This window comes from Roseibium aggregatum (assembly GCF_017309185.1).
In the GTDB taxonomy this organism is placed as follows: Bacteria; Pseudomonadota; Alphaproteobacteria; order Rhizobiales; family Stappiaceae; genus Roseibium; species Roseibium aggregatum_B.
Genome location: NZ_JAEKJZ010000001.1, coordinates 1 through 23,275, shown reverse-complemented (window position 1 = coordinate 23,275; position 23,275 = coordinate 1). Strand labels below are relative to the sequence as shown.

At 60.4% G+C, this 23,275-nt stretch carries 21 protein-coding genes and 1 tRNA gene; 3 read left to right on the top strand and 19 right to left on the bottom strand.

What is annotated here, in order from left to right:
* Positions 1-214: 214 nt before the first annotated feature.
* From fdhF to JF539_RS00020, 19 genes are all read right to left on the bottom strand, one after another.
* Positions 215-2,983 carry a formate dehydrogenase subunit alpha gene (gene fdhF / locus JF539_RS00110; protein ID WP_207137873.1) on the bottom strand — a complete coding sequence of 923 codons (2,769 nt, stop codon included), beginning with the start codon at positions 2,981-2,983 and terminating at the stop codon, positions 215-217.
* Positions 2,980-4,656 (bottom strand): NAD(P)H-dependent oxidoreductase subunit E, encoded by a 1,677-nt coding sequence (locus JF539_RS00105; protein ID WP_207137871.1) that lies wholly within the window; start codon positions 4,654-4,656, stop codon positions 2,980-2,982. Before JF539_RS00105 ends, fdhF begins: the two co-directional genes overlap by 4 nt.
* A gap of 492 nt (positions 4,657-5,148) precedes the next feature.
* The gene (locus JF539_RS00100) at positions 5,149-5,679 is read right to left on the bottom strand and encodes an RNA pyrophosphohydrolase (protein WP_207137869.1); all 531 of its coding nucleotides are present in this window, start codon (positions 5,677-5,679) and stop codon (positions 5,149-5,151) included.
* Between the two features lie 38 nt (positions 5,680-5,717).
* Positions 5,718-6,863: a divergent polysaccharide deacetylase family protein gene (locus tag JF539_RS00095; protein WP_209016928.1), complete on the bottom strand. Its 1,146-nt coding sequence runs from the start codon at positions 6,861-6,863 to the stop codon at positions 5,718-5,720.
* 109 nt (positions 6,864-6,972) lie between these two features.
* Complete coding sequence (locus tag JF539_RS00090; RefSeq protein WP_207137868.1) at positions 6,973-8,301, bottom strand: S41 family peptidase; 1,329 nt, start codon at positions 8,299-8,301, stop codon at positions 6,973-6,975.
* Positions 8,298-9,656, bottom strand: coding sequence for a murein hydrolase activator EnvC family protein (locus JF539_RS00085; RefSeq protein WP_207137865.1), 1,359 nt, complete (start codon positions 9,654-9,656; stop codon positions 8,298-8,300). Before JF539_RS00085 ends, JF539_RS00090 begins: the two co-directional genes overlap by 4 nt.
* Before the next feature lie 341 nt (positions 9,657-9,997).
* Complete coding sequence (locus tag JF539_RS00080) at positions 9,998-10,495, bottom strand: GNAT family N-acetyltransferase (protein ID WP_207137864.1); 498 nt, start codon at positions 10,493-10,495, stop codon at positions 9,998-10,000.
* 81 nt (positions 10,496-10,576) lie between these two features.
* Positions 10,577-11,059, bottom strand: coding sequence for a 23S rRNA (pseudouridine(1915)-N(3))-methyltransferase RlmH (gene rlmH / locus JF539_RS00075; RefSeq protein ID WP_207137862.1), 483 nt, complete (start codon positions 11,057-11,059; stop codon positions 10,577-10,579).
* An 82-nt stretch (positions 11,060-11,141) separates the two neighbouring features.
* Entirely contained in the window at positions 11,142-11,525 is a 384-nt protein-coding gene (rsfS, locus tag JF539_RS00070; protein WP_207137860.1) for a ribosome silencing factor, read from the bottom strand.
* Positions 11,526-11,740: 215 nt separating this feature from the next.
* Positions 11,741-12,388: a nicotinate-nucleotide adenylyltransferase gene (locus JF539_RS00065; protein ID WP_207137852.1), complete on the bottom strand. Its 648-nt coding sequence runs from the start codon at positions 12,386-12,388 to the stop codon at positions 11,741-11,743.
* Entirely contained in the window at positions 12,385-13,665 is a 1,281-nt protein-coding gene (locus JF539_RS00060) for a glutamate-5-semialdehyde dehydrogenase (RefSeq protein ID WP_207137850.1), read from the bottom strand. The genes JF539_RS00065 and JF539_RS00060 overlap by 4 nt, the downstream gene beginning before the upstream one ends.
* A 50-nt stretch (positions 13,666-13,715) precedes the next feature.
* The gene (gene proB / locus JF539_RS00055) at positions 13,716-14,855 is read right to left on the bottom strand and encodes a glutamate 5-kinase (RefSeq protein WP_207137849.1); all 1,140 of its coding nucleotides are present in this window, start codon (positions 14,853-14,855) and stop codon (positions 13,716-13,718) included.
* The gene (gene obgE / locus JF539_RS00050; RefSeq protein ID WP_207137847.1) at positions 14,855-15,901 is read right to left on the bottom strand and encodes a GTPase ObgE; all 1,047 of its coding nucleotides are present in this window, start codon (positions 15,899-15,901) and stop codon (positions 14,855-14,857) included. Before obgE ends, proB begins: the two co-directional genes overlap by 1 nt.
* Positions 15,902-15,938: 37 nt before the next feature.
* Entirely contained in the window at positions 15,939-16,493 is a 555-nt protein-coding gene (locus tag JF539_RS00045) for a GNAT family N-acetyltransferase (protein WP_207137845.1), read from the bottom strand.
* The gene (locus JF539_RS00040) at positions 16,490-17,032 is read right to left on the bottom strand and encodes a GNAT family N-acetyltransferase (protein WP_268957506.1); all 543 of its coding nucleotides are present in this window, start codon (positions 17,030-17,032) and stop codon (positions 16,490-16,492) included. Before JF539_RS00040 ends, JF539_RS00045 begins: the two co-directional genes overlap by 4 nt.
* Positions 17,032-17,601, bottom strand: coding sequence for a GNAT family N-acetyltransferase (locus tag JF539_RS00035; protein WP_207137841.1), 570 nt, complete (start codon positions 17,599-17,601; stop codon positions 17,032-17,034). Before JF539_RS00035 ends, JF539_RS00040 begins: the two co-directional genes overlap by 1 nt.
* Positions 17,598-18,203, bottom strand: coding sequence for a GNAT family N-acetyltransferase (locus JF539_RS00030; protein WP_207137839.1), 606 nt, complete (start codon positions 18,201-18,203; stop codon positions 17,598-17,600). The genes JF539_RS00035 and JF539_RS00030 overlap by 4 nt, the downstream gene beginning before the upstream one ends.
* Before the next feature lie 141 nt (positions 18,204-18,344).
* Complete coding sequence (gene rpmA / locus JF539_RS00025; protein ID WP_207137837.1) at positions 18,345-18,614, bottom strand: 50S ribosomal protein L27; 270 nt, start codon at positions 18,612-18,614, stop codon at positions 18,345-18,347.
* Between the two features lie 55 nt (positions 18,615-18,669).
* On the bottom strand, positions 18,670-19,272 hold the full coding sequence (locus tag JF539_RS00020; protein ID WP_207137836.1) for a 50S ribosomal protein L21: 603 nt from the start codon (positions 19,270-19,272) through the stop codon (positions 18,670-18,672).
* A 509-nt stretch (positions 19,273-19,781) separates the two neighbouring features.
* On the opposite strand from JF539_RS00020, the gene JF539_RS00015 reads away from it, so the two are divergent.
* The 3 genes from JF539_RS00015 (at position 19,782) to JF539_RS00005 (ending at position 23,023) form a co-directional block, all read left to right on the top strand.
* A tRNA-Ser gene (locus tag JF539_RS00015) sits at positions 19,782-19,871 on the top strand.
* Between the two features lie 832 nt (positions 19,872-20,703).
* Complete coding sequence (locus JF539_RS00010) at positions 20,704-22,008, top strand: reverse transcriptase domain-containing protein (RefSeq protein ID WP_207137834.1); 1,305 nt, start codon at positions 20,704-20,706, stop codon at positions 22,006-22,008.
* Between the two features lie 235 nt (positions 22,009-22,243).
* A complete protein-coding gene (locus JF539_RS00005) occupies positions 22,244-23,023 on the top strand; it encodes a hypothetical protein (protein ID WP_207137832.1) in 780 nt (259 codons plus the stop codon).
* Positions 23,024-23,275: the final 252 nt, after the last annotated feature.

Here is a 23,275-nt window from a genome sequence, read left to right as displayed (position 1 = left end):
CCCTCTCCACCCTTGCGGGGGAGATGTCCGTGAAACGGACAGAGGGGGGCGCGGCTGTGCGGCAATATGAAAAGCTGAATGGAGTCGAACGGCTGGTTCCCCCCCTCTGTCAGCCAAAGCTGACATCTCCCCCTCAAGGGGGGAGAAGGGGGCCAGGGAAAGCCTCCAGTCCGCAGTCCATTTGCTGACCCGGTTCGTGGACGCCGGCCCTGCCCTACTCCGCCGCCTGCACCTCCGCGGCCGGTGCGATGCGGGCCGCGCAGAACTTGAACTCCGGGATCTTGCCGAAGGGATCGAGCTGCGGGTTGGTCAGGAAGTTGGCCGGGGCCTCATAGAAACAGAACGGGATGAACAGCATGCCCGTGGAGACGTCGCGGTCGGCGCGCAGGGTCAGCGTGATCGCGCCGCGCCTTGTTTCCACCCTGACCTTCTGGCCGATTTCCAGACCGCCAAGCTTGATATCGCGCGGGTTCATGGACACGACCGGTTCCGGCTCGATCGCGTCGAGCACGGTTGCCCGCCGGGTCATGGCGCCCGTGTGCCAATGTTCCAGCATGCGTCCGGTGGTCAGCACCAGCGGGAAGTCGGTGTCCGGCACTTCGTCGGGCGGCACCAGATCCGTCGGCACGATCCGGCCCCGGCCATCGGCGGTCGGGAAGGACTGGCCGAACAGGATCTCGTTGCCCGGCTTGTCCGGAGCGTCCGAGGGGTAGGTGACCGTGCCCTCTCGCTCCAGCCGCTCCCAGGTGATGTTGTCGAAGGACGCCATGTGGGAGCACATTTCCGCGTAGATCTCCGGCACCCCTTCGTAGGACCAGTTGAGGCCGAGGCGGTTCGCCATTTCAATCAGCAACTCCCAGTCGGCCCGCGCCTCGCCCGGCATCGGGACGCAGGGTCGGCCGATCTGGACCTGGCGGTTGGTATTGGTAAAGGTGCCGAGCTTTTCCGCATGCGCGGAGGCCGGCAGGATCACATCCGCGTGCCAGGCGGTTTCGGTCAGGAAAATGTCCTGAACGACCAGATGTTTCAGGCTTGAAAGCGCCTTGCGGGCGTGGGTCTGGTCCGGATCGGACATGGCCGGGTTTTCGCCCTGGACATACATGGCCTCGACGCCGCCGGCGAGAATGTCGTCCATGATCTCGACCACCGTCAGGCCGCGCACAGGATCGAGCGTCCGGCCCCAGGCGTCCTCGAATTCGGCACGGATGTCCGGGTTTTCGACGGAGCGGTAGTCCGGGTAGACCATCGGGATCAACCCCGCGTCCGAAGCGCCCTGGACATTGTTCTGGCCGCGCAAGGGGTGAAGCCCGGTTCCCGGACGGCCGATCTGGCCCGTGGTCAGCGCCATGGCGATCAGGCAGCGGACATTGTCGGTGCCGTGAACGTGTTGCGAGACGCCCATGCCCCAGAAGATGATCGACTTCTGGCTGGTCGCGTACAGCCGCGCGACCTCGCGCAGGGTGTTCGCGTCAATGCCGCAGACCGGCTCCATCGCCTCGGGCGTGAAGTCCCGGATCTTTTCCTTCAGCGCCTCGAAGCCGTCGACATGGGCGGCGATATACTGGCTGTCGTAAAGCTCCTCCGAGATGATCACATTGAGGATCGCGTTGAGCATGGCGACATCCGTGCCCGGCTTGAAGATCAGGCCGTAGTCGGCAAAGCGCATCAGGCCCTGGCCGCGCGGATCCATCACGATCAGCTTGGTGCCGTTCTTGGCCGCCTGCTTGAGATAGGTCGCCGCCACCGGGTGGTTCTGTTCGGGCCGCGCGCCGATGACGATCATGCAGTCTGCGTCTTCCGCCGCATTGAAAGGTGCGGTCACCGCTCCGGAACCGATCCCTTCCATGAGGGCCGCCACGGAGGAGGCGTGGCAGAGCCTGGTGCAGTGGTCGACGTTGTTGCTTTGAAAGCCCTGACGGATCAGTTTCTGGAAGAGATAGGCCTCTTCGTTGGAGCCCTTGGCAGAGCCGAACCCGGCGATGCCCGCACCGCCCTTGGCCTCATAGACCGCTTTCAGACCGCCTGCGGCTCGGTCCAGCGCCTCGTCCCAGGTGGCCTCGCGGAAATAGTCGAGATAATTGCCCCGGCTCATGGCGATGTCGCCGCGCTTCGGTGCGTCGTCGCGGCGGATCAGCGGTTTGGTGAGACGCTCGGGGCTCGAGACATAGTCGAAACCGAAGCGGCCCTTCACGCAAAGCCGGTTTTCGTTCGCGGGACCGTCGCGTCCGTCGACCTTGACGATCCTGCCGTCCTTGACCGACACCGTCGTGAGACAGCCGACGCCGCAGAACGGGCAGACGCTGTCGACGGTCTCTTCCGGATAAACCGCCCTTTTTGTCGCCGTTTCGTCCAGGAGGCTCTTTTCCATGAGCGCGCCGGTCGGACAGGCGGCAACGCATTCGCCACAGGCCACGCAGCTGGACAGTCCCATGGGATCGGCGAGATCGAAGACGGGTATCGTTTCCGACCCTCGGCCGGCCATGCCGATGACGTCGTTGACCTGGACTTCCCGGCAGGCGCGTTCGCACAGGTTGCAGGCGATGCAGGCGTCCAGATTGACGGCGATCGCCGGATGGGAAATGTCCTGCGCCGGCTTTTCGCATGGTGCGAAACGGCTTTCCGTCACCCCGGCGGCCACGGACCATTTCCAGAAATCGCTCTCGGGGTCGGGATGCGCGTCCCTGGGCGGCTGGTCCGCCGCCAGCAGTTCGAACACCATTTCACGCGCCTTGGCGGCCCGCTCAGTCGCCGTCTGGACGACCATGCCCTCGGACGGCTTGCGGATGCAGGAGGCCGCCAGCGTGCGCTCGCCTTCAATGTCCACCATGCAGGCGCGGCAATTGCCGTCGGAACGGTAACCCGGCGCATCCTTGTGGCAGAGATGGGGGATCGCCACGCCTTCGCGCTTGGCCACCTGCCAGATGGTTTCACCGTCACGGGCCGTGACCGTCTTGCCATCGAGGGAGAATGCGATCTCGGTCATGTCTCGAACTCCTCCGGGAAGAACCTTAGCACGGACGCTACCGGATTGCTGGCCGCCTGGCCGAGACCGCAAATGGAAGCCGTCCGCATCACCGCCTCCAGATCGGCGATCTTGTCCTCATTCCAGTCACCGTCCGCCAGCATCGTCTCGAGTTTTTCCGTACCCGAGCGGCAGGGTGTGCACTGGCCGCAGCTTTCATGCTTGAAGAAGCGGATCAGGTTGAGCGCGACCTCGCGCATGTCGTCCCGGTCGGAGAAGACCACGATAGCGTGGCTGCCGATGAAGCATCCGTATTGGTCGAGCGTGCCGAAATCGAGCGGCTCGTCCGCCAGGGATGCCGGCAGGATACCGCCGGACGCGCCGCCCGGCAGATAGCCCTTGAAACGGTGCCCGTCTTCCATGCCGCCGCAGAACTCGTTCAGCAACTCATTCATGGTGATGCCGGCGGGCGCCAGCTTGACGCCCGGTTGCTTCACCCTGCCGGACACCGAGAAGGACCTGAAGCCCTTGGACTTGCGCCGGCCCTGGCACGCGAACCACTCCGGTCCCTTTTCCAGAATGTCGCGGATCCAGTAAAGCGTTTCGACGTTGTGATTGAGCGTCGGCCGGCCAAAGAGGCCTACCTGGGCGATGAAGGGCGGACGGTGACGCGGCAGGCCGCGCTTGCCTTCGATGGATTCGATCATCGCGCTCTCCTCGCCGCAGATATAGGCCCCTGCCCCCCGGCGCAGTTCGATGTCGATGGAGTTGATGATCCCGGCGGAGCGCAAGGCCTCGATTTCCGTTTTCAGGATTTCCAGAACCGCCGGATACTCGTCGCGCATATAAAGGTAGATGCGCTCCGCCTCGATGGCATGCGCCGCGATCAGCGCCCCTTCCAGGAGGCGGTGCGGATCGCGTTCCAGGTGAAAGCGGTCCTTGAACGTGCCCGGCTCGCCTTCATCGCCGTTGATGGTAAGATATTTCGGGCCTGGCAGATCATGTACGATCTTCCACTTGGTGCCGGTCGGAAATCCGGCTCCGCCCAGTCCGCGCAGACCCGCCTCAAGCGCCTTGTCGGCCACCCCAACCGCGTCGAATTCCCCGGCCCGGACCCGTTCCAGCAGCCTGTAACCGCCATCGGCCCGGTAAGCTTCCAAGGCAACGTATTCCGGGATCACGGGAGCGCCGCCGCCTTCGTACAAGACGGCGCGCACCGAGAGTTCCGTGGCATTGTCGACCGCCTGTTTCGCGACCTGTACGGCGGGGGCACCGGCGCAGCGGCCGATGCAGGCGACTTTCTGGACGCGGACCTTGGCCGGGTCGAGGCCGGCTTTGAGCGTCGCGGCGAGTTCATCGGCGCCTTTCAAGGCGCAGGCAATGCTGTCGCACACCCGGACCGTCACCGGGGCGGGTTTTGCTTCGCCTTCGCGGACAATGTCGAAGTGATGATAAAAACTTGCGACCTCGTAGATTTCCGCCTGCGACAGGCGCATCTCCTCCGCGAGTGCCTTCAGGTGCCTGGCTTCCAGGCAGCCGAAAGCATCCTGGATCTTGTGCAGATGTTCGATCAGCAAATCGCGGCGACGCGGCTCTTCGCCCAGAAGAACCTGAACCTCTTTCAAGGCCTCATCTTCCAGTTGGCGCCCTTTTGGCTGGGACGGCTTTCTGGAAAGCCCCTTGCCGAAAGACATTGACGTCCCTCCAAATTTCTCAGGACCGCCGGAGGAAAGGCCCGTGCGCCCCAGTTCTTCTTCACGCGGGTCCGACCGCCCTTCGCACCGCCGAACCGCTTTCGCTGGCCGGGATCGTAGCGATGCACTCCGGGCCTGTCTGTTTCAAAAACGACATGAAACCAAGAGACATTGCTGACTAGCGGACGTTACGCGGGATTGTCCATACAGACGTTGGTATCCGGTTTTTTCCTCTCAAGGGAGTTGCGCCTGATCGAGAGCGTTTTTGATTGCCGCAGAGGCACCTCTCCCATGGGGACAGGCCGGCACTCGCGCCGGGAGAGGGGTTTGGACCTCTCCGACATTTTCGGGGGTTTGCCCCCTCACCCCAGCCCTCTCACAATGGAAGAGGGAGCTCGGCAGTGCCCGGTGCAAGTGCCATACCCGCGACGGCGGGAAACCGCAGCATTGTACTGGAGGAGCCGGGAACCGGCTGAAGCGCCCGCCCCCTCTTCAGGCCGTCAGATGGGAAAAGGCCGCGACCACGCGTTCGTAGACCGGGCGCTTGAAGGGGACGATAAGCTCCGGCAGGCGGGCGGCCGCTTCCCAGCGCCACGCGCTGAATTCGGCGGTGTGGCCGTCCGGCGGCGTCAGAATGTCGATTTCGTCTTCCCGGCCGTCGAAGCGATAGGCGACCCAGCGCTGCGCCTGGCCCCGGTATTTCCCCTTGCGGGTCGAGCGCGCGACATCCTCCGGATAGTCGTAGGCAAACCACTCCGGGGCTTCCTCAAGGAGCGTGACGGAGCGAACCGATGTTTCCTCGTAAAGTTCACGCCGGGCCGCCCGCTCGGGCGTTTCGCCCTTGTCGATGCCGCCCTGGGGCATCTGCCAGGAGTATTCGTAAATCGAGGTGTTCGCGCCGTCGTCCCGGCTTCCGATCCAGACCCTGCCTTCCGGATTGATCAACATGATACCGACGCAGGGTCGATAAGGCAGACCTTCCTGCGGTTCCGGAAAACCCGGCCCGAGTTCTAACTTTGTCACGCAATCACCTGTTTCAATACCTCGGGCATGGTCCCGGACTATCGGTCAATGGTTGCGCTGATCGGCACCAGCTGCAACCCGCGCTCTTCCAGGTCTCTTACCCACTTTTCAAGCTGGCGAACAGTGACGGGAAGCGCCGAACCGGCCGCCACCGCAACGCCTCTGGTCCGGGCAACGCCTTCGAGCTGCAACAGTTTCGCGTCGATGCTGTCTTCCTTCGGCACTTCATCGAGCACCACGTCCACGCCGCTGAAGGGCGTCCGGGATTCGTTCGCGGCTTCCGACGCGATGCTGCGCGACGACGTTCCGTTGTCGATGAACATCAGCCCACGTTCTTTCAGCTTGCCAAGTAGGAAGTCCATGGACGGCTTGGTCGACGTGAAACGTGCGCCCATATCCGCGATCGTTCCGACATAATTGGTGGCGCGCGTCAGCAAAAACGACAGCCGGTTGACCATTTCATCCGGCCTCAGGCTCACCAGAAGCGTGTGGGGACCGGGATCGTTGTCGGGAAAATCGAACGGCTCGAGCGGCAGTTGCAGCAGGAGTTCGTGCCCCTTCGTGCGGGCCTGCTGCATCCATAGATCCAGGTCCTGGCCATAGGGCGCCAGGGCGAAGGTGACATCCGGCGGCAGCCGGTCTATGGCATTCTGCGTTCCCGTCTCGCTCAGTCCCAGGCCGTTTACGATCACCGCGATTTTCGGAATGGAGGTAAACTCGCGCACGACCGGCCGGGAATAGGCGTCGAGCGGACGCACGCCGGCATCGCTGATTTTCGGCAGGAAACCGACGTCGGTGCGTTCTATGACACGGGTATCCGGATTGATGGACAACTCCGTCACCGGTTCCTCGGGACCGCGCCCGTCAGGCCGCTGAACCATCTCGTAGCGCGGTCCGAGGAGATCCTTGTCGGACCCAGGGCGAAGGTTGGGACCGAGATCCTCGCCGATGCCCGGGCGAATCTCGACAACCTCGATGTCCTGGGACGTCACGCCCTCGACAATCGCGTCGAGCGGAAGAACGGCCACCGGTTCGCCGCCGTAGGGATCGTCCACGACGACGATCCAGACAAGTATGGTCGTCGCCAGCACGCTCAACAGACCGGCACCGATCAGGCCGAACGGCAGCCGGACCAGCCGCCGTTTTCCCATTCCTAGGGGAGCTGTGAGATCTTCGCTCGACATGCCGTCCTGAGCCTTATGACCGGCGGGGAGCCGGCGTTTTTTGGTTACGGATTACGCAGAACGAGAACGGAAATACGCGTGCCGGACGAGGGCCGGCACGCCTTAAAGGTCAGTTTTTGACAGCCGCGCTGTCGGAGACCGGCGGGAAGGCGCTGTTCGCCTGAATGCCGCGCAGCAGGTCCAGCGCCAGGTTCAACTGGCTGTCGTCCTCCGGGTCCGAAGGCACATAGGCCTGGCTGCCGGATTCTTCCTCGCCGTCAGCCTCCAGGTGGCCGCGCAGACCGGCTTCGCCCTTGGTTTCGGCCCGGCCGACCAGTTCTTCCGGCAGTTCCTGCAGTTCCTCGATGTCCGGCACGATACCCTTGGCCTGAATGGAGGTTCCCGACGGGGTGTAGTAGCGCGCCGTCGTCAGGCGGATCGCGCCATTGGCGCCGAGCGGGATGATGGTCTGCACGGAGCCCTTGCCGAAGGACCGCGTCCCGAGGATGGTCGCCCGGCGGTGATCCTGCAGCGCGCCCGCGACGATTTCAGACGCGGAGGCCGAACCGCCGTTGACCAGCACGATGACCGGCTTGCCGTTGGTGAGGTCGCCGGCACGCGCGTTGTAACGCTGGGTCTCTTCGGCTTCGCGTCCGCGGGTCGAGACGATCTCGCCGCGATCCAGGAAGGCGTCGGACACGGCGATGGCCTGATCCAGAAGACCGCCCGGGTTGTTGCGCAGATCGATGATGTAGCCTTTCAGCTTGTCCTCGCCGATCTTGGCCGTGGTTTCCTCGATACCTTCCTTCAGGCCGTCGAAGGTCTGCTCGTTGAACTGGGTGACGCGGATGTAGCCGACATCGTCTTCCTCACGCCAGCGGACGGAGCGGATGCGGATGATGTCGCGCGTGATGGTGATGTCGAACGGCTCCGCGCGGCCCTTGCGCCGGACGGTAACGATGATGTCCGTGTTGACCGGGCCACGCATTTTCTCGACGGCTTCGTTCAGGGTCAGGCCCTGAACCTGTTCGCCGTCGATATAGGTGATCAGATCGCCGGCCAGAACGCCGGCCTTCGCTGCGGGCGTGTCGTCAATCGGGGAGACGACCTTGACGAGGCCCTCTTCCATGGTGACCTCGATGCCAAGACCGCCGAACTCGCCGCGTGTCTGCACCTGCATGTCGCGGAAGCTTTTCGGCGACATGTAGCTGGAGTGCGGATCAAGGGATGTCAGCATGCCATTGATGGCGCTTTCGATCAGCTGGGCGTCGTCCGGAACCTCCACATAGTCCGAGCGAACCCTTTCGAACACATCACCGAAAAGGTTGAGCTGCCGGTAGGTGTCCGTCGCCGCGGCATTTGCGGCCACCGACACGTTGATCGGCACCTGGGTCATTGTCGTCACCGCCGCGGCTCCCATCAGGGCACCGACCAGCAGCAGAGAAGCTTTCCGTATCATCCGCGAGCCTTTTCTTCTTCTGTGCGCGCCCACCAAGGCGTGGGATCGATCGCGCGGCCGTCCTTCCGAAATTCTACATATAGTATCGGCTGGGTCGAACCCAAGCCGAATGTCGAAGCGCTCGCCCATTGGGTCGCGCCCATAACGCCAACCGGTTCCCCGGCAAGAACGAATTGCCCCAGTTCCGCATCGATCCGGTCCATCCCGGCCAGGAGCACATGGTAGCCGTCGCCCGTATTCAAGATCAACAGCTGGCCGAAGGAACGGAACGGTCCCGAATAGACCACCCAGCCATCCGCCGGCGAGGTTACATTAGATCCCGGCCTTGTGGCGATAGACTGTCCTTCCGTCTCTCCACCGAATTCATCTTCCTCACCGAACCCTTTCAGCACTGTTCCCGAAACCGGCTGCGGAAGCTGGCCTTTCGCCTCCTGGAAGGGAATCGCCGGAGCCAGTCTTCCCGGATCAGAAAACGGATCAAAATTGCGCGAGGCATTCCGCCTGGCCTCTTCAGCCGCCCTGCGCGATTTTTCCGCCGCTTCGCGCGCGCTGTCTATCTCGGCTTCAAGGCCCGCGATCAGGTCCTTGAGCGACCCGGCCCGCTCGGCCAATTCCTCAGCCCGCCGCTTTTCCTGCTCCAGACTTCGCACCGATTTGGAATACTCCTGCCTTTTCGCGCTCAAGAGAAGCTCAAGACGGGACTTTTCCTCAGCCAACCGCATGGCATCGCCGCGAAGCCGGTTTTTTTCCTCTGCGATCACCGCTTTCAAGCGGTGCAACTCTTCCAGGTCGGCGGCAAGCGCTTCCGTTTCGACCTTCAGTTCGGGCATGACCGCATTGAGGAGAATCGCACTGCGCACCGCCGACAGGGCATCGCTCGGCCGAACGGCCAGGGCCGGTGGCGGGCGCTTGCCGATCCTCTGCAGCGCGGCCAGCACCTCGGACAATACGTCGCGGCGCGCGATGAGCGACAGACGCACCGCGTCTTCGTTCTCACCCAGGCTCCTCAGCCGGCGCTCCGTGGCGCTCAGTTCGGTTTCCAGTCCCTTGATCGTGTCGGAGGTGCTGATGATTTTCGCGTTCAGCGTTTCCCGGTCCCGGTCCAGGGACCGGATTTCCCGCGCAATGGCGGCCTGGCGGTCGGAGGACACATCTATGTCCTGGGAAAGGGCCGCCAGTTCCTGTTCGCGCTGTTTCTTCCGGTTGAGAACGGCGCCCATTTCCGGCGAGACGCCGGCAGTTTCGGTGGCGTTCGCCTCGGACGCCTCGTCGGCGTTTTCCGTCGCCACCGCGTGCATCGGCAAAAGGCACAGAGCAAAAACAGCCGCACTCAAGAGCGGTCTGGTTTTCCGCATCTCAAGTCCTGAACGCATGACCCTGATGCGATCCGGCTTCACCCTGCCCAAGCTCCAAAAGGTTACCAACCTATGCGGTTTACACATACAGCGTTAACGAACCGTTTACCTTGTTTGTCCGGCCGACCGGCGGAAGCTCCCACAAGTCCTTCCGCCCCAGTCTTTCGTTACGGCGTGAATGAGGCGACATACGGGCAGACCGGCCATTTTCGGCATATTGACGCATTCCACGGACTTCACAATGCGCTTCATCGGCAAAAGGGTGCGGAGCGGACGATGCAGCTTTCAGGCAACGGGCAAGGCATGAACCCCGGGTAAAGGCACTTTCATGGCAGCAGTCTCTAGAAATGCCGGTAGACGAGGTCTTCCGGCTCCGGCCGTTCAGCTTGGTCGTCCAGTCTGGCGCCAAGACGTTCGGCGAGGTTCCTGGAACGCAGATTGTCGCGATCCACATAGCTGACAAGACCGGGCAGTTGGCGAAGCTCCCGCGCCCAGGCCACGAGCCGTTCCGCAGCCTCAAACGCCAGACCCTTGCCTTCGGCGTGGGGATAGACAAACCAGCCCAGTTCATGTTCGGGAAACAGCGGCCCATGGTTTATGCCGACCTGGCCAAGGCAATCCCCCGATTTCCTGTCCTCAAGCATCAGCGCGCCATGGCCCATCAACGGCCACTGCGCCATATCGTGGCAAAACAGGGCCCACGCCATTTTCAGCTCAAAAGGCCCTCCCATGCCGACGGAGCGGTCCGTCCGCATGAAGGCAAGATAGTCCGGCCAATCGGCCATGCGCATGGGCCTCAGGATCAGCCTGCCGGTCGTGAGGATCGGTATGTCGGTCATTTCTCGGTCAACTCTCGCGGCATGACGCGCCCCGTAGAACCGGTTGCGCTCCAGCCACCTTCGCAAAACTCGGTTGCAAGGTCAGATCCGATGGTAGGGATGGCCGGACTGAATGGTCAACGCCCGGTAGATCTGTTCGGCGAGAAGAATGCGGGCGATCTGGTGTGGCCATGTCATCGCCCCCAGCGCCAGTTTCAGATCGGCCCTGGCCAGAACCTCTGCGCCATGGCCGTCCGCCCCTCCCAACGCAAAGACGACTTCCGGAACGCCTTCGTTCTTCCAGGTGTCCAGCCTGTCGCTAAAGGCCGGACTGGTCAGGTTTTTGCCGTTTTCATCGAGAACGACCAGGCGCGCTCCGGCCGGAATGCCCGCCAGAAGAGATCCGGCTTCGTCCGCCTTGCGCGCCTCCGGCCTCTGGGCGCGGCTTTCCGGTATTTCGACAAGCGCGATCCCGGTCACGCCAAGCGCCCTGCCCGTCTTGCGTGCCCGGTCGAGATAGCGGTCGAGAAGATCTCGTTCCGCACCGGCCTTCATCCGGCCAATGCAGGATAGCGTGAAGCGCATGAATTCCCCGCCGGAGCCCGCTCCGGTAATTTACTCTACGTCATCGGCAAACCGAGGCCCTGACGTCCAGGACCTCAAATGCTCAGCCGATAAAATGCGGCGCTTCGTCCGTCTCCGGCGCCCACATCTTCTCGAGATTGTAGAAGCCGCGCACTTCCGGACGGAAAATGTGAACGATCACATCGCCCGCATCGATCAGCACCCAGTCACATGTGCTCAAGCCCTCGGCTTTGACATGGCCGGTGCCCGCCGACTTGAGGTCCTTCAGCAAATGGTCCGCGATCGCGCCCACATGGCGGTGGGAACGTCCGGACACGATCACCATGTGATCGGCCAGGGAACTCTTGTCTGCGATGTCGAGAGTAGTTACGTCCTCGGCTTTTGAATCTTCAAGACTAGCGAGAACCGTATCGAGAAGGTCTGCCGCAAGATCAGCGCTTACGGAAGCCTGTACAGGAGTGGACATAGCTGTCCGCCCACTTTCAAAGGTCATGGTCAGGTGTAGTGCCTTTCGCCGTTTCTGCCGTCCTGCGCCCAACGTCGTCACGAACCGAACGTCCGACTATACGTCACCCGTTTTGGATGCAGGACCGGTTGACCGTACCTCGGCCGCGCTCTCCGCGACCGCCCCTATCATACCGCTTACCCTTTGGCATTTTCAAGACAGCCGGCACTTCATGGCTAATCCGCTCTTCTTCCAGCCGGTTCGCGCCGCAGTTCGGTCGAGGAAACCGGGTCCAGCGGCGCGTGCAGAAACGTCCAGACCGGAGGTTCCATATCCGGCAAAAGACCGGCCTCGTCTTCAGGAAGTCTATATTTTTCATACGCTTTTGCCATCGGTGACGAGAGCACGGACAGGGAGGCGCCGGGACGGTTGACAATGGCGAGCGGAACGGAACCGACAATGGCGCGCCAGTCCTGCCAGCGATGGAAACCCGCCATATTGTCGGCGCCCATGACCCAGACGAATCGCACGGCCGGGCGCATCGCGCGCAGCGCCATGATCGTTTTGGCGGTGTAAGGCGTGCCCAGAACCGACTCGTAGGCGGTCACCTTCATGCGCGGATGATCGGCCAGCGCGCTTGTCATGTGCAGGCGCATTTCCAGGGGAGCCAGATCCGAATGGCTCTTGAGGGGATTGCCGGGCGTCACGAACCACCAGACCTGATCGAGCCCGAGCCGCTTCAACACGGTGAGGGCGACAAGCCGGTGGCCGGAATGGGGCGGATTGAAGGAACCGCCGAAAATGCCGATGCGGTTGCCCGCCTCCGCATGCGGCAGCTTCAGCCAGTCACGGCCAAGTCCGGACCCGATGGTCAGTGGGCTCATGAACGCGTCTGGCTCGTGCCGCGCACCTTGTATTTGAAACTGGTCAACTGTTCGACGCCGACCGGTCCGCGCGCATGCATGCGGCCCGTGGCGATGCCGATTTCCGCGCCCATGCCGAACTCGCCGCCGTCGGCGAACTGGGTGGAGGCGTTGTGCAGGACAATGGCTGAATCCACTTCCCGCTGGAACCGGTCCGCCGCCGCCTGGTCTTCGGTCACGATGCAGTCGGTGTGGTTCGAGCCGTAGGTGGCGATGTGCTCCATCGCCGCATCCAGGTCCGGCACCACTTTCACCGACAGGATCTTGTCCAGATATTCCGTCGACCAGTCGTCTTCGCCGGCCGGTACGGTATCGCCGCAAAGCGCCTGCACGCGCTCGTCGCCGCGGATCTCGCAGCCCTTTTCCTGCAGCGCCCTGACGATCGCCGGCAGATAGCTGTCCGCCACGTCCTCATGCACCAGCAGCGTCTCCAGGGCGCCGCAGATCCCGGTGCGGCGCAGTTTGGAGTTCACGACAATGTCGACCGTTTTATCCAGTTCGGCGGACTTGTCGACGAAGAGATGGACGATCCCTTCAAGATGGGCAAAGACAGGCACGCGGGCCTCGGTCTGGACCCGTTCCACAAGACTGCGGCCGCCGCGCGGCACGATGACATCGAGGTTTCCGTCGAGCCCGCGCAGCATTTCCCCCACGGCCGCCCGGTCGGTCACCGGCACGACCTGAATGGCGTCCGCCGGCAGGCCGGCTTCGCGCAGACCCTGTTCCAGGGCTGCATGGATCGCCTTGTTGGAGTGAATGGTGTCGGAACCGCCGCGCAGGATGACCGCGTTGCCCGCCTTGAGACAAAGCGCACCGGCATCCGCCGTGACATTGGGACGGCTCTCGTAGATGACACCGATGACACCGAGCGGCGTGCGAACCCGCTCGATCTTGAGCCCGTTCGGCCGCTCCCAGGCCGCGATGACGCCGCCGACCGGATCGTCGAGCCTGACGATGTCCTCAAGCGCCCCCGCGATCGCCTCGATCCGCTCCTCGCTGAGCGTGCCCCGGTCGAGAAAGGCGGCCGTTTGTCCTCCGGCCTTCATGGCCTCGACATCGAGCCGGTTCGCGGCAAGGATCTCGGGCATCGCTTCGCGCACGGCCTTCGCCATCGCGGTCAGGGCGCTGTTCTTTACCTCCGCTGGAGCGGTGGCGAGGATGCGCGCGGCGGCACGGGCGCGCCGTCCGATCTCCGCCATCAGGTCCGCCGTCGTCCCTGTCTCGACCATGTCCAGCATTCTTCTAAACTCCCCGTTTCCGGCCCTTGAAGGCCTTCATTCAACGCGTTTTAGCCTGTTCCGTTCAAAAAGGCATCTTCAAGAACCAGATCGTCCCGATGGATCATTTCCGCCCGTCCCGGATAGCCGACGATGGCCTCGATTTCCCGGCTGTTGCGGCCGGCGATCAGACGGGCCTCGTCGATGTCGTAAGCGATCAGGCCCCGGCCTATTGTCCGTCCTTCCGGAGTAAGCAGAACGACCGCGTCGCCGCGCGAAAAGGTTCCGGAGACCGCCGTGACGCCGGCCGGCAGCAGGCTCTTGCCCGATTTCATCGCCCGGACCGCCCCGGCGTCCAGCCGGATCTCGCCGCGCGGTTCCAGATGGCCGCCGATCCAGGCCTTGCGCGCGCTCGAAGGCGAGTCGAGCGCCGGAAACCATGTTCCCCGCACCCCCTCGTCCAAGCGTTTCAGCGGATGCAATTCCTTGCCCGAGGTGATCACCATGGCGGTTCCCGCCGCCGTCGCGATCTTGCCGGCATCGATTTTCGTCTTCATGCCGCCCCTGGAAAGCTCCGAACCGGCACTGCCTGCCATCGCCTCGATTTCCGGCGTGATACGCGGAACTTCCGGCAGGAAGACCGCGTCCGGGTTTTGCGCGGGCGGGGCGGTATAGAGACCGTCGATATCGGACAGAAGCACCAGACAATCGGCGCTGGCCATGGTTGCGACACGGGCCGCCAGACGGTCGTTGTCGCCATAACGGATTTCGGAGGTGGCGACGCTGTCGTTCTCGTTGACGATGGGAACGGCGCCCATCTTCAAAAGGGTGCCGATGGTCGCACGGGCATTGAGATAACGCCGCCGCTCTTCCGTGTCGCCCAGCGTCAGCAGGATCTGCCCGGCCTTCTTGCCATGGGCGCCGAGCGCATCCGCATAGGCCTGCGCCAGGGCGATCTGGCCGGCGGCGGCCGCGGCCTGGCTTTCTTCCAGCTTCAAGGGACCTTTCGGCAGGCCCAGAATGCCGCGTCCGAGCGCAATGGAGCCGGAGGAGACGATCAGTGTTTCCGCACCGCCGTCCGCCAAGGCAACCACATCGGCGATCAAGGCATTGAGCCATGCGCGCTTGAGTTCCCCCTCCTCGACGAGCAGGGCGGAGCCGATCTTGATCACGATACGGTTGAAGGCACCGAGACGGTGGGGGGATGACATTACGGGTGCCACCCTTCCTCTTGCGGGGCCGGCACCTGATTGGCCGCTTCTTCCTTGTCCCGGTCGATGGCGCGCAGGATCATGCGCAGGGCCCGGTCGACGTTGAGGCCGCTGGCGGAGGACAGGATCAGCGGCTTTTGACCGCAGGCGGCTTCGAGGCTTGCGGATCTTTCCGCAATCAGTTCTTCCGTCAAGGCGTCGCATTTGGAAAGCGCGACGATTTCGGGCTTTTCGGTGAGGCCCGCGCCGTAGGCTTCCAGCTCGCCGCGCACAACCCGGTAGGCCTCGCCCGGGTCCTCCTCGCCGGAGCCGTCGACCAGATGCAAAAGCACCCGCGTGCGCTCAACGTGGCCGAGGAAGCGGTCGCCGAGGCCGGTGCCCTCATGGGCGCCCTCGATGAGGCCCGGAATATCGGCCATGGCGAAGCTGCGGCCATCGATCTGGACGATGCCCAGATTGGGATGGAGCGTGGTGAAGGGATAATCCGCGATCTTCGGCTTGGCCGCCGAGACGGTCGCCAGGAAGGTGGACTTGCCGGCATTGGGCAATCCGACCAGACCGGCATCCGCGATCAGTTTCAGCCGAAGCCAGATCCATTTCTCCTCGCCCTCAAGGCCGGGGTTGGCGCGGCGCGGCGCCTGGTTGACGGACGACTTGAAATGCGCGTTGCCGAAGCCACCGTTGCCGCCTCTCAGAAGGACGACCTTCTGGCCGAGTTCGGTCAGGTCGGCGATCAGGGTCTCGTTGTCTTCCTCATAGATCTGCGTGCCGACTGGTACCTTCAGGACGACGTCGCCGCCATGGGCGCCGGTGCGGTTCTTGCCCATGCCGTGAATGCCGGTTTCCGCCTTGAAATGCTGCTTGTAGCGGTAGTCGATCAGCGTGTTGAGGCCGTCGACGCATTCGACGATCACATCGCCACCCTTGCCGCCGTCGCCGCCGTCCGGTCCGCCGTACTCGATGTATTTCTCGCGCCGGAACGACACGCAGCCCGCCCCGCCGTTGCCGGAGCGCACGTAGATCTTGGCCTGATCGAGGAATTTCATTGTTCTTCTCTTTTGTCCTGTTGTCAGGCCCTGATCGTCAGACCGATCGAAGGCCGTTCAGAAAATCTTCCCGTGTCAGTTCCGTGCGAAGGGCGGGCATGCTGGCACCCCGGGAAAGGCTTGCGCAGCTTACTTCACCAACACGCTTGAAGCCGAGTTTTTCCGCCACCCTCAAGGAGCCCGGGTTTTCCGTCATGGCTTCGCAGGCAACGCGCTCATGCGCTGTGTTCTCAAACAGCCAGCCAAGCGCCGCCCCGGCGGCTTCGCTCATCAACCCCTTGCCCCAGTACGGGCGCCCCAGCCAATAACCGATCTTTGGGGTCTCCCGCAATGTTCTGAAACTGGTACCGCCAATCATTCGGCCCTCATGGTCAATATGGAAGTTCAGCTCGTCGGCCTCCTTCCAATCAGACCATCGCGCGACCGCGTCGCTCAGGAAGACCCGGCCCTGATCCAGATCGTAGGGGTAAGGAACGCGCGACAACATCTTCGCGACGTCGTAGTCGCCAAGAAGTGCCGCGCAGGCCTGAAGGTCCTCCTGGCGGGGTGCCCGGAGGACGAGCCGTTCGGTTTTGACTGAAACCGTGCTCACGATGCCCCGCCTTTCAGGGTTTCAAACCGCTCGCGGCTGAGCTGCACTCGCATTCCTGGCAAGGTTTCACCGCGCGACTTGACCGAAAGCGAATACGTATGCGCTCCGGTAAAGCCAAGCTTCGACAGGACGTTCAGAGAGGCCGTGTTTTCGTCGAGCGCCCCGCTCATAACCGTTTGCGTGTCCGTGGTTTCAAAGAGCCACGCCAGCGCGGCGCGCCCGGCCTCGGTCATGAAGCCCCTGCCCCAGTAAGACCTGCCCAGCCAATACCCGAACTCCGGCGCTTCGGCGGGCTTTCCAACCGAAACGGCACCGGCTGCCCGGCTGTCCAGCTCAATCGCAAAGACCCGCTCGCCGTTCCCGGTCTGTCCCTCGGTCTGCAGGAACCATGTTTCTGCATCCTCCACGGAATAGGGATGCGGAACCACGGACAACATTCGTGAAACGGCAAAATCGCCGATTAGCCGTGTGATCTCAGGCAAGTCACCCGCTACGACCGGCCGGAGACAGAGGCGATCCGTTCTTAGGACGGGCAGCATCACGCCGGTTCCTTCCGTGCCTCGAAGTCCGCCTTTTCCAGCCGCACGACCACGTTCGAAACCTTGCGGTCGAGCGCCTTGGCGAAACGTTCGGTCAGGCAGAAAGGCTTGAAACCGAGCTTGCGCAACAGCGCGCGGGAGCGGGTGTTGTCCTCGAAGGCGCGCGCGGCAATCGCCTCCGTGTCGTAGGCCTCGAAGGCCCAGTCGAGAACCGCGTCCACCGCCTCGCTGGCGTAACCGTGCCCCTGGAACGCACGGCCGATCCAGTAGCCCAGCGTCGGCAGGTTCGGAAGGTCCTGAAGGTCGCCCGGGGCTTCGATGGCCACGACACCGATAAAGACACCGCCAAGCGTCACCGCGAAGGCGGCTTCGGTCTGAAACGGATCGGAACCGACGATCTTGCCAACGAATTTTTCCGCCTCGCCCTCGACATAGGGCCAGGAAGCGCCGGTCAGCCAACGAACGATTTCAAAGTCGCGGCCGCCAAGGTCCGCAATCGCCGCGGCGTCCTGCTCCTGAAGCGGACGCAGGATGAGGCGGCGCGTTTTCAGGTTCGGCATTCTAATCATCGGCCCTGCCCCCAGCCTTTCAGCGAATCCCACACGGTCCGTTCCAGCGAGTACCGTTCGATCGGCACGGGTCCACCGGCGCCGACGGAGCGGATCATCGCCTGGTCGCGGTACTGGAAACCGGATTTCACGAGCACGCGGCGCGACGCCGGATTGGTGACCCGGCAGGACCCCTGCAACTCGTGTGCGTCGGTGTAGGTGAAGGCATGATCGACGAGGCTGTGCACCGCCTCCGTGGCATAGCCCTGGCCCCAGAAGGGTTCGCCCAGCCAGTAGCCGACATGAAGCGGACAGCCCGCTTCGATCGAGGCGTATTTGACGACCCCGATCAGCCGGCCCGTGCTTTTCAACCTGATTGCGAAAAGGGCGTGATTTTCACGGATTTCATTTGCCCGCTGGATCAGCTTGCGGCCGTCTTCCGCCCTGAACGGATGGGGCATCGCGGCGAGATTGGCCGCGACGGTCTTGTTGTTGGCCAGAAACACCAGATCGGCCAGATCGTCCGCTCGCGGCGTATCAAGCCGCACGCGGACCGCTTCCTGCGGCAACGGGGCCGCGCTCAGACTGCTCTCGTCCAGCAACCCATCGCTTTCAACAACCATCTTTACCTCCAGTCAAAACAAATCAAAGGGGGAGATGGCGCCCCATCTCCCCCTCCGGATTTTGACAGTCGTGGTTGCTGACCTGTCTCTTACCGCCGGGGTCTTGGTGGGACGCCGGCGTTTCGAAACTTCACGTCGGCTTTACTCCGCAGCTTCCGCTACCGGGACCACATTAATGTAGGTTCGTTTGTTCGCCTTCGGCTGAAACTCAACCTTGCCTTCCACGGTCGCGAAGATGGTATGGTCCTTGCCCATGCCCACGCCGGTGCCCGGATGCCAGGTTGTGCCACGCTGACGCGCGATGATGTTGCCGGGAATCACAGCTTCCCCGCCGTATTTCTTGATGCCGAGACGGCGGCCTGCTGAGTCGCGGCCGTTGCGGGACGAGCCGCCTGCCTTCTTGTGTGCCATCGTTAGAACTCCTCGTTCTTCGAATTCTTAATTCTTACAGGGACGAAACGGCGGCTTAGCTGCCCGCCAGTTCCTTGGCCTGCTCAACCCAGTTTCCGCGTTCGAACTTGCCTTTCAGGCCAGTCTCTTCTTCAACGCGCGCGACATCGTCAGCGGACATGGCCGCGATCTGAGCGAAGGTGGTGATGCCCGCCTCGTTCAGTTTTTTCACGGCCGCCGGACCGGCGCCGTCCAGCTTCTTCAGGTCGTCGCCGGCTGCGGCTGCGGCCGGAGCGGCCTCTTCCGCGGCTTTCTCGGCCTTCGGCGCTTCCTTCTTCGGAGCTGCCTTCTTGGCCGGCTTCGCGCCACCGGTCAGGATGTCGGTCACCTTGACGAGGGTGAAGGCCTGACGATGGCCGTTGCGGCGGCGGGAATTCTGACGCCGGCGCTTCTTGAATACGATAACCTTGCGGCCACGGCCCTGATCGACCACTTCCGCAACAACACTGGCGCCTTCGACGGTCGGAGCGCCAACGGTGGTATCCGCGCCCTTGCCAACCATGAGCACTTCGTCGAAAGTGACGGTGCTGCCGGCTTCGGCGTCGAGTTTTTCGACCTTCAGGAGGTCGTCGGCTGCAACAGTGTACTGCTTGCCGCCTGTCTTGATCACTGCGAACATGTCGCGCACGTCCTTCTTTTCGTTTTTGAACGTACCAGCCCCGGATTACAGCCGGTGTGCTGGCAGCTTTCAGATCGAACCAAGGCGCCTGTCCCTCCGGTCATTGACATCCGGTTGACAAGTCTTTGCGTCGGGTTGCGTGAAGCTTTGGAAAGCCCGCCAGGCCTTGAACGACGAGAGAGCCCGAAAAAGCGGACCTTTTCGAGCCCGCGCAATATAGTCGGTGAGCGTCCGATGTCAAACGGAAATATGGGCTTTTCGGGCAGTCTCCGTCTCGCCCTTGCGTCGCGCGGCCAGGCACTCAGGTTGGCCTTTTACACATGAAGGAATGCTGATCGCAAAACAAAGGAAAGAAAACCGACGACCGAAACGCCGGATGCGTCGCCTCTGGAGAACTGCGATGCCCCTAAAATGCACCAGTGGGGAAGAATGCATTTCGACACTTGCGGCGCGCGAAGAGCTTGTCTATGTTCCGCGCCACTTGAGACTCGTTTTTCTCAAAGTGCCGCGGAGAGGTGCCGGAGTGGTCGAACGGGGCGGTCTCGAAAACCGTTGAGCGCGCAAGCGTTCCGAGGGTTCGAATCCCTCTCTCTCCGCCATAACCTTATGATTGTAATGCGCTATTTTTAAAGCGTGATTGTCAACACTTTTCAACTTTATCGGGCAACACGCTTCCAGCAAGCAACATGGAGACAACACGCGTGATGTTGCACGCGGGCCGTTCTTCCCACATTTTGCTTCGCGTACGAATGCACAGCGCCGTCGGAGCGATTTCGACGACTCGCACCATTCAACAGTTTCCCGAAGATTGGCCGAATTTTGCTGTTGCTTTCTTCCCTTCAGGGGTTGCAAGCGGGAACGATCACACTACCTTTAAAAAGCTGGAATCTGGCGGTAGGGATCGTGTTGGCAGGCTTGTCTTGGGCACTCGAATTCCGATGCAGCATCGACGTCCGTACAATCGTGCTGGCGAGTGATGCGCCGATAGGACCGAAGGGTACCTCGGCAGAGTTCAGCGAGGATCCGTCCAGAATGACCGTTATAGCCGATGCTTTCTCCTTTCGTGGGGCCTGTTGGGCGGCTGGTCGCTTTAATTCTTCGGGCGGGGCCAGGGTGCGTGGCCGGGCGGCCTTGCCTTCGCCCTCAAAAAGGGTACCGATAGGAAGGAAGGCAAGAATGTTTGAGACATGCAAAAACGTGCCAACTCGGCACGCCTCGGGCGGGGCTCTGATCTTTGGGGCCGCGTCAGAATTTCTCTGGCGGTAGGGATCGTGTTGGCAGGCTTGTCCTGGGCACTCGAATTCCGATGCAGCATCGACGTCCGTACAATCGTGCTGGCGAGTGATGCGCCGATAGGACCGAAGGGTACCTCGGCAGAGTTCAGCGCAGCGGTCGGACGGGTATAGCGACCAACAGGACCCACAAGATCACATGCCAACGTCAAAGTGCAAACACTCCAAACCTTTTGAAGAGACCACCCGGCAACCTGCGTTGCGACACGCATGGAACAAAGTCCATGCGAATGGAATTCAATCTCGTTCGGATACAACAAAAACGGAAATCATCGAATTCCAAAAGACTGCCGATAAGATCATTCGGAAGATACAACGTGAGATTCGAAATGGTTCGTTTGTCTTCGGAAAGTCTGTGGGGAAAAAAGTCCCCAAAGGGTCTATGGGGGATTTTCGCCCCATCGTCGTCGCACCTATCGAAACCAGAATTCTCCAGCGTGCGGTGCTCGACCAGCTTCTGAGACAGCCCTCGTTAAAGCCCTATATCGTAACACCCTATAGTTTCGGCGGGATCACCAAGCAGTCGGACGACGGAATGGCGGCCGTACCTTTGGCGATTTCCAAAATTCTCGATGCCAAGAAGAGTGGCTTGAACTACGTCCGATGCGCCGACATCTCAGCCTTCTTCACGAGGATCAGCAAATCCGCGGTCCGGGAAATCATTTCCAACGAAATTCAGGCATCAGATTTCATGGGATTGTTTGACAGCTGTGTGGCTGTCGAATTGGAAAACGCGGCACAATTAGGAGCGGATGCTGACCGCTTTCCAAGGGAAGACATGGGTGTTGCACAAGGGAGTGCGTTATCTCCACTCCTTGGAAATATTCTCCTCCATGCATTCGACAAGTCAATGAATGAAGGAGATTGTACCTGCTTTCGTTACATCGATGACATAATAATACTAGCCCCCACAGAGAGAGCCGCGAATGCGCGCTTCCGGAAAGCCGAAGGCTTGCTTTCCGATTTACAGCTAGAGTTTTCGGCGCAAAAATCTTCCGGAGGTGTCCGATCATTCGAGACCGGATTTGAGTTTCTGGGCATCGAAATTGTGAACGGCCTTATCCGTCCGAATGGAAAAGCGGTCGGAAAACTCAAGCAGAAGATATTGGATATTCTCAACGCATCTCGAAAAGAGTTTTCCCGCGATGCGTCCAAGCCACTTCGCAGTCAGTTTGCGATGATCCCGACTCTGAGCCGCGTCTCAAGTACTTTAAATGGTTGGGCCAAGCACTATCGCTTCTGTAACGATCAAAAGTTGTTCCTGTCGCTAGATCAATATGTCGAATCCCATATTTCCAGCTATCTCGGATCGTATGCCGCATCGGTTAGGAAAAATCCGGAAGCCAAACGAGAATTCCTCGGCATCACCTCACTAAATGATATCGATTGGAAGCCATTCGCTTGGCCAACAACCAAACCCAACTCTTGTAACGTTGAGTATTAATAGTAAAAATACTTCAATTCATATCCATAAAATTTAAAAAATAAAAATAATATATTTGATTTCGAGCAAATCATTACAATATAAACTGCTGCCCAATTCTACTTAATATTCTTATTATTTTTATGCGACTATTTTTGCCATATTTTAATTATTCAGTTCAAAAAGAGTAGCAAATTCTCCGACACGGATAAGCTGAAATAAATTTACAATTTAAGCGGTAAATATGGAGTTTCTAATGAATGAAATTATTTACGTCGATCATCAAAGATTAAATTCTTATATCGAGCAAATTGATTTTCGCGAAAAACGTGGAATTAAACTCGATATAGATAAAATAACGTATAAGTTTCCATTTGAATTTGGAATTAACTCTTCCGTTTCTAAAGACTCCGGCAAATACAACGAAACTGAGAAAATAAATTGCGTTTGGTCATACATACAGGCGTTAAACGCCTATCAAGATATCCGCCCTGGAATAGAAGGCGTTAAATACCTAATTGTTAGAGAATTTATCGATTTAAATGAAATATTTCTAGAAAAAATTTCCAAAAAAAACGAAATAATACTTAGATTTTGGGCCTCAAAAATCAATAGAAACGATCAAGACATAATACTTCTTTTGGCATCCAACATTAAATACTGTGACATGCCGCCTGGGATAGATCGAGTAGATAACTGGTCTACGTATACAGCCTTACATAGATTTCTCTACGACTTCCGAGAAGAAATCAACCAGAGTACGATGCGCGATTATTTTTCTGACAATTTCTGGGATCGAAATGGCTCTCTGGGGTCCGAAGAACACCCTCTTTTTCTCTCTCAAGATGTAAATCTAGACATAGATATGATCTCAGATTTTACTCAGAACCTTGAACTATTTTTTAGATCAAAAGGTGGTTTAGTTGCAGGAAAACGAAAAGTAGAAGTGGTGTATGTTGTTCGTGATCATGGGCATCCACATAGAGACGCACCCTACCACGTCTTCGGATACCCTCTATGGATAATACAAAACTGAATTTGCCCGCGATGTATCTAAGTCCTTGCTGTTTATGAGCATTAGTTTGCATAAGCTGCTTAAAGTCTGGCTACGGAATAAATTCTGTAAGAGTTGCGGGCAGTTTATGGAAAGGCAAGCGCCTCAGATGCACTGAATAGCCCCTAGATTTGTAGACGCCTTCTTCCCTAATTTTGAGGCAAGGAGGCCATGATGGGCACGAGCAATTTCAGTGACGATTTCAAGCGGGACGCGGTGGCTCAAATCACCGAG

What these genes read in the sequence shown, in the direction of transcription:
- JF539_RS00040 (WP_268957506.1), bottom strand. Translation starts at nt 17,032, where the DNA reads ATGCTGCCCGTCCTAAGAACGGATCGCCTCTGTCTCCGGCCGGTCGTA.
- rlmH (WP_207137862.1), bottom strand. Translation starts at nt 11,059, where the DNA reads ATGCGCTTCACGCTATCCTGCATTGGCCGGATGAAGGCCGGTGCGGAA.
- JF539_RS00090 (WP_207137868.1), bottom strand. Translation starts at nt 8,301, where the DNA reads ATGATACGGAAAGCTTCTCTGCTGCTGGTCGGTGCCCTGATGGGAGCC.
- JF539_RS00080 (WP_207137864.1), bottom strand. Translation starts at nt 10,495, where the DNA reads ATGACCGACATACCGATCCTCACGACCGGCAGGCTGATCCTGAGGCCC.
- JF539_RS00035 (WP_207137841.1), bottom strand. Translation starts at nt 17,601, where the DNA reads ATGATTAGAATGCCGAACCTGAAAACGCGCCGCCTCATCCTGCGTCCG.
- JF539_RS00105 (WP_207137871.1), bottom strand. Translation starts at nt 4,656, where the DNA reads ATGTCTTTCGGCAAGGGGCTTTCCAGAAAGCCGTCCCAGCCAAAAGGG.
- JF539_RS00095 (WP_209016928.1), bottom strand. Translation starts at nt 6,863, where the DNA reads ATGTCGAGCGAAGATCTCACAGCTCCCCTAGGAATGGGAAAACGGCGG.
- fdhF (WP_207137873.1), bottom strand. Translation starts at nt 2,983, where the DNA reads ATGACCGAGATCGCATTCTCCCTCGATGGCAAGACGGTCACGGCCCGT.
- JF539_RS00030 (WP_207137839.1), bottom strand. Translation starts at nt 18,203, where the DNA reads ATGGTTGTTGAAAGCGATGGGTTGCTGGACGAGAGCAGTCTGAGCGCG.
- rpmA (WP_207137837.1), bottom strand. Translation starts at nt 18,614, where the DNA reads ATGGCACACAAGAAGGCAGGCGGCTCGTCCCGCAACGGCCGCGACTCA.
- JF539_RS00085 (WP_207137865.1), bottom strand. Translation starts at nt 9,656, where the DNA reads ATGCGGAAAACCAGACCGCTCTTGAGTGCGGCTGTTTTTGCTCTGTGC.
- JF539_RS00060 (WP_207137850.1), bottom strand. Translation starts at nt 13,665, where the DNA reads ATGCTGGACATGGTCGAGACAGGGACGACGGCGGACCTGATGGCGGAG.
- obgE (WP_207137847.1), bottom strand. Translation starts at nt 15,901, where the DNA reads ATGAAATTCCTCGATCAGGCCAAGATCTACGTGCGCTCCGGCAACGGC.
- JF539_RS00010 (WP_207137834.1), top strand. Translation starts at nt 20,704, where the DNA reads ATGCCAACGTCAAAGTGCAAACACTCCAAACCTTTTGAAGAGACCACC.
- proB (WP_207137849.1), bottom strand. Translation starts at nt 14,855, where the DNA reads ATGTCATCCCCCCACCGTCTCGGTGCCTTCAACCGTATCGTGATCAAG.
- JF539_RS00065 (WP_207137852.1), bottom strand. Translation starts at nt 12,388, where the DNA reads ATGAGCCCACTGACCATCGGGTCCGGACTTGGCCGTGACTGGCTGAAG.
- rsfS (WP_207137860.1), bottom strand. Translation starts at nt 11,525, where the DNA reads ATGTCCACTCCTGTACAGGCTTCCGTAAGCGCTGATCTTGCGGCAGAC.
- JF539_RS00005 (WP_207137832.1), top strand. Translation starts at nt 22,244, where the DNA reads ATGAATGAAATTATTTACGTCGATCATCAAAGATTAAATTCTTATATC.
- JF539_RS00020 (WP_207137836.1), bottom strand. Translation starts at nt 19,272, where the DNA reads ATGTTCGCAGTGATCAAGACAGGCGGCAAGCAGTACACTGTTGCAGCC.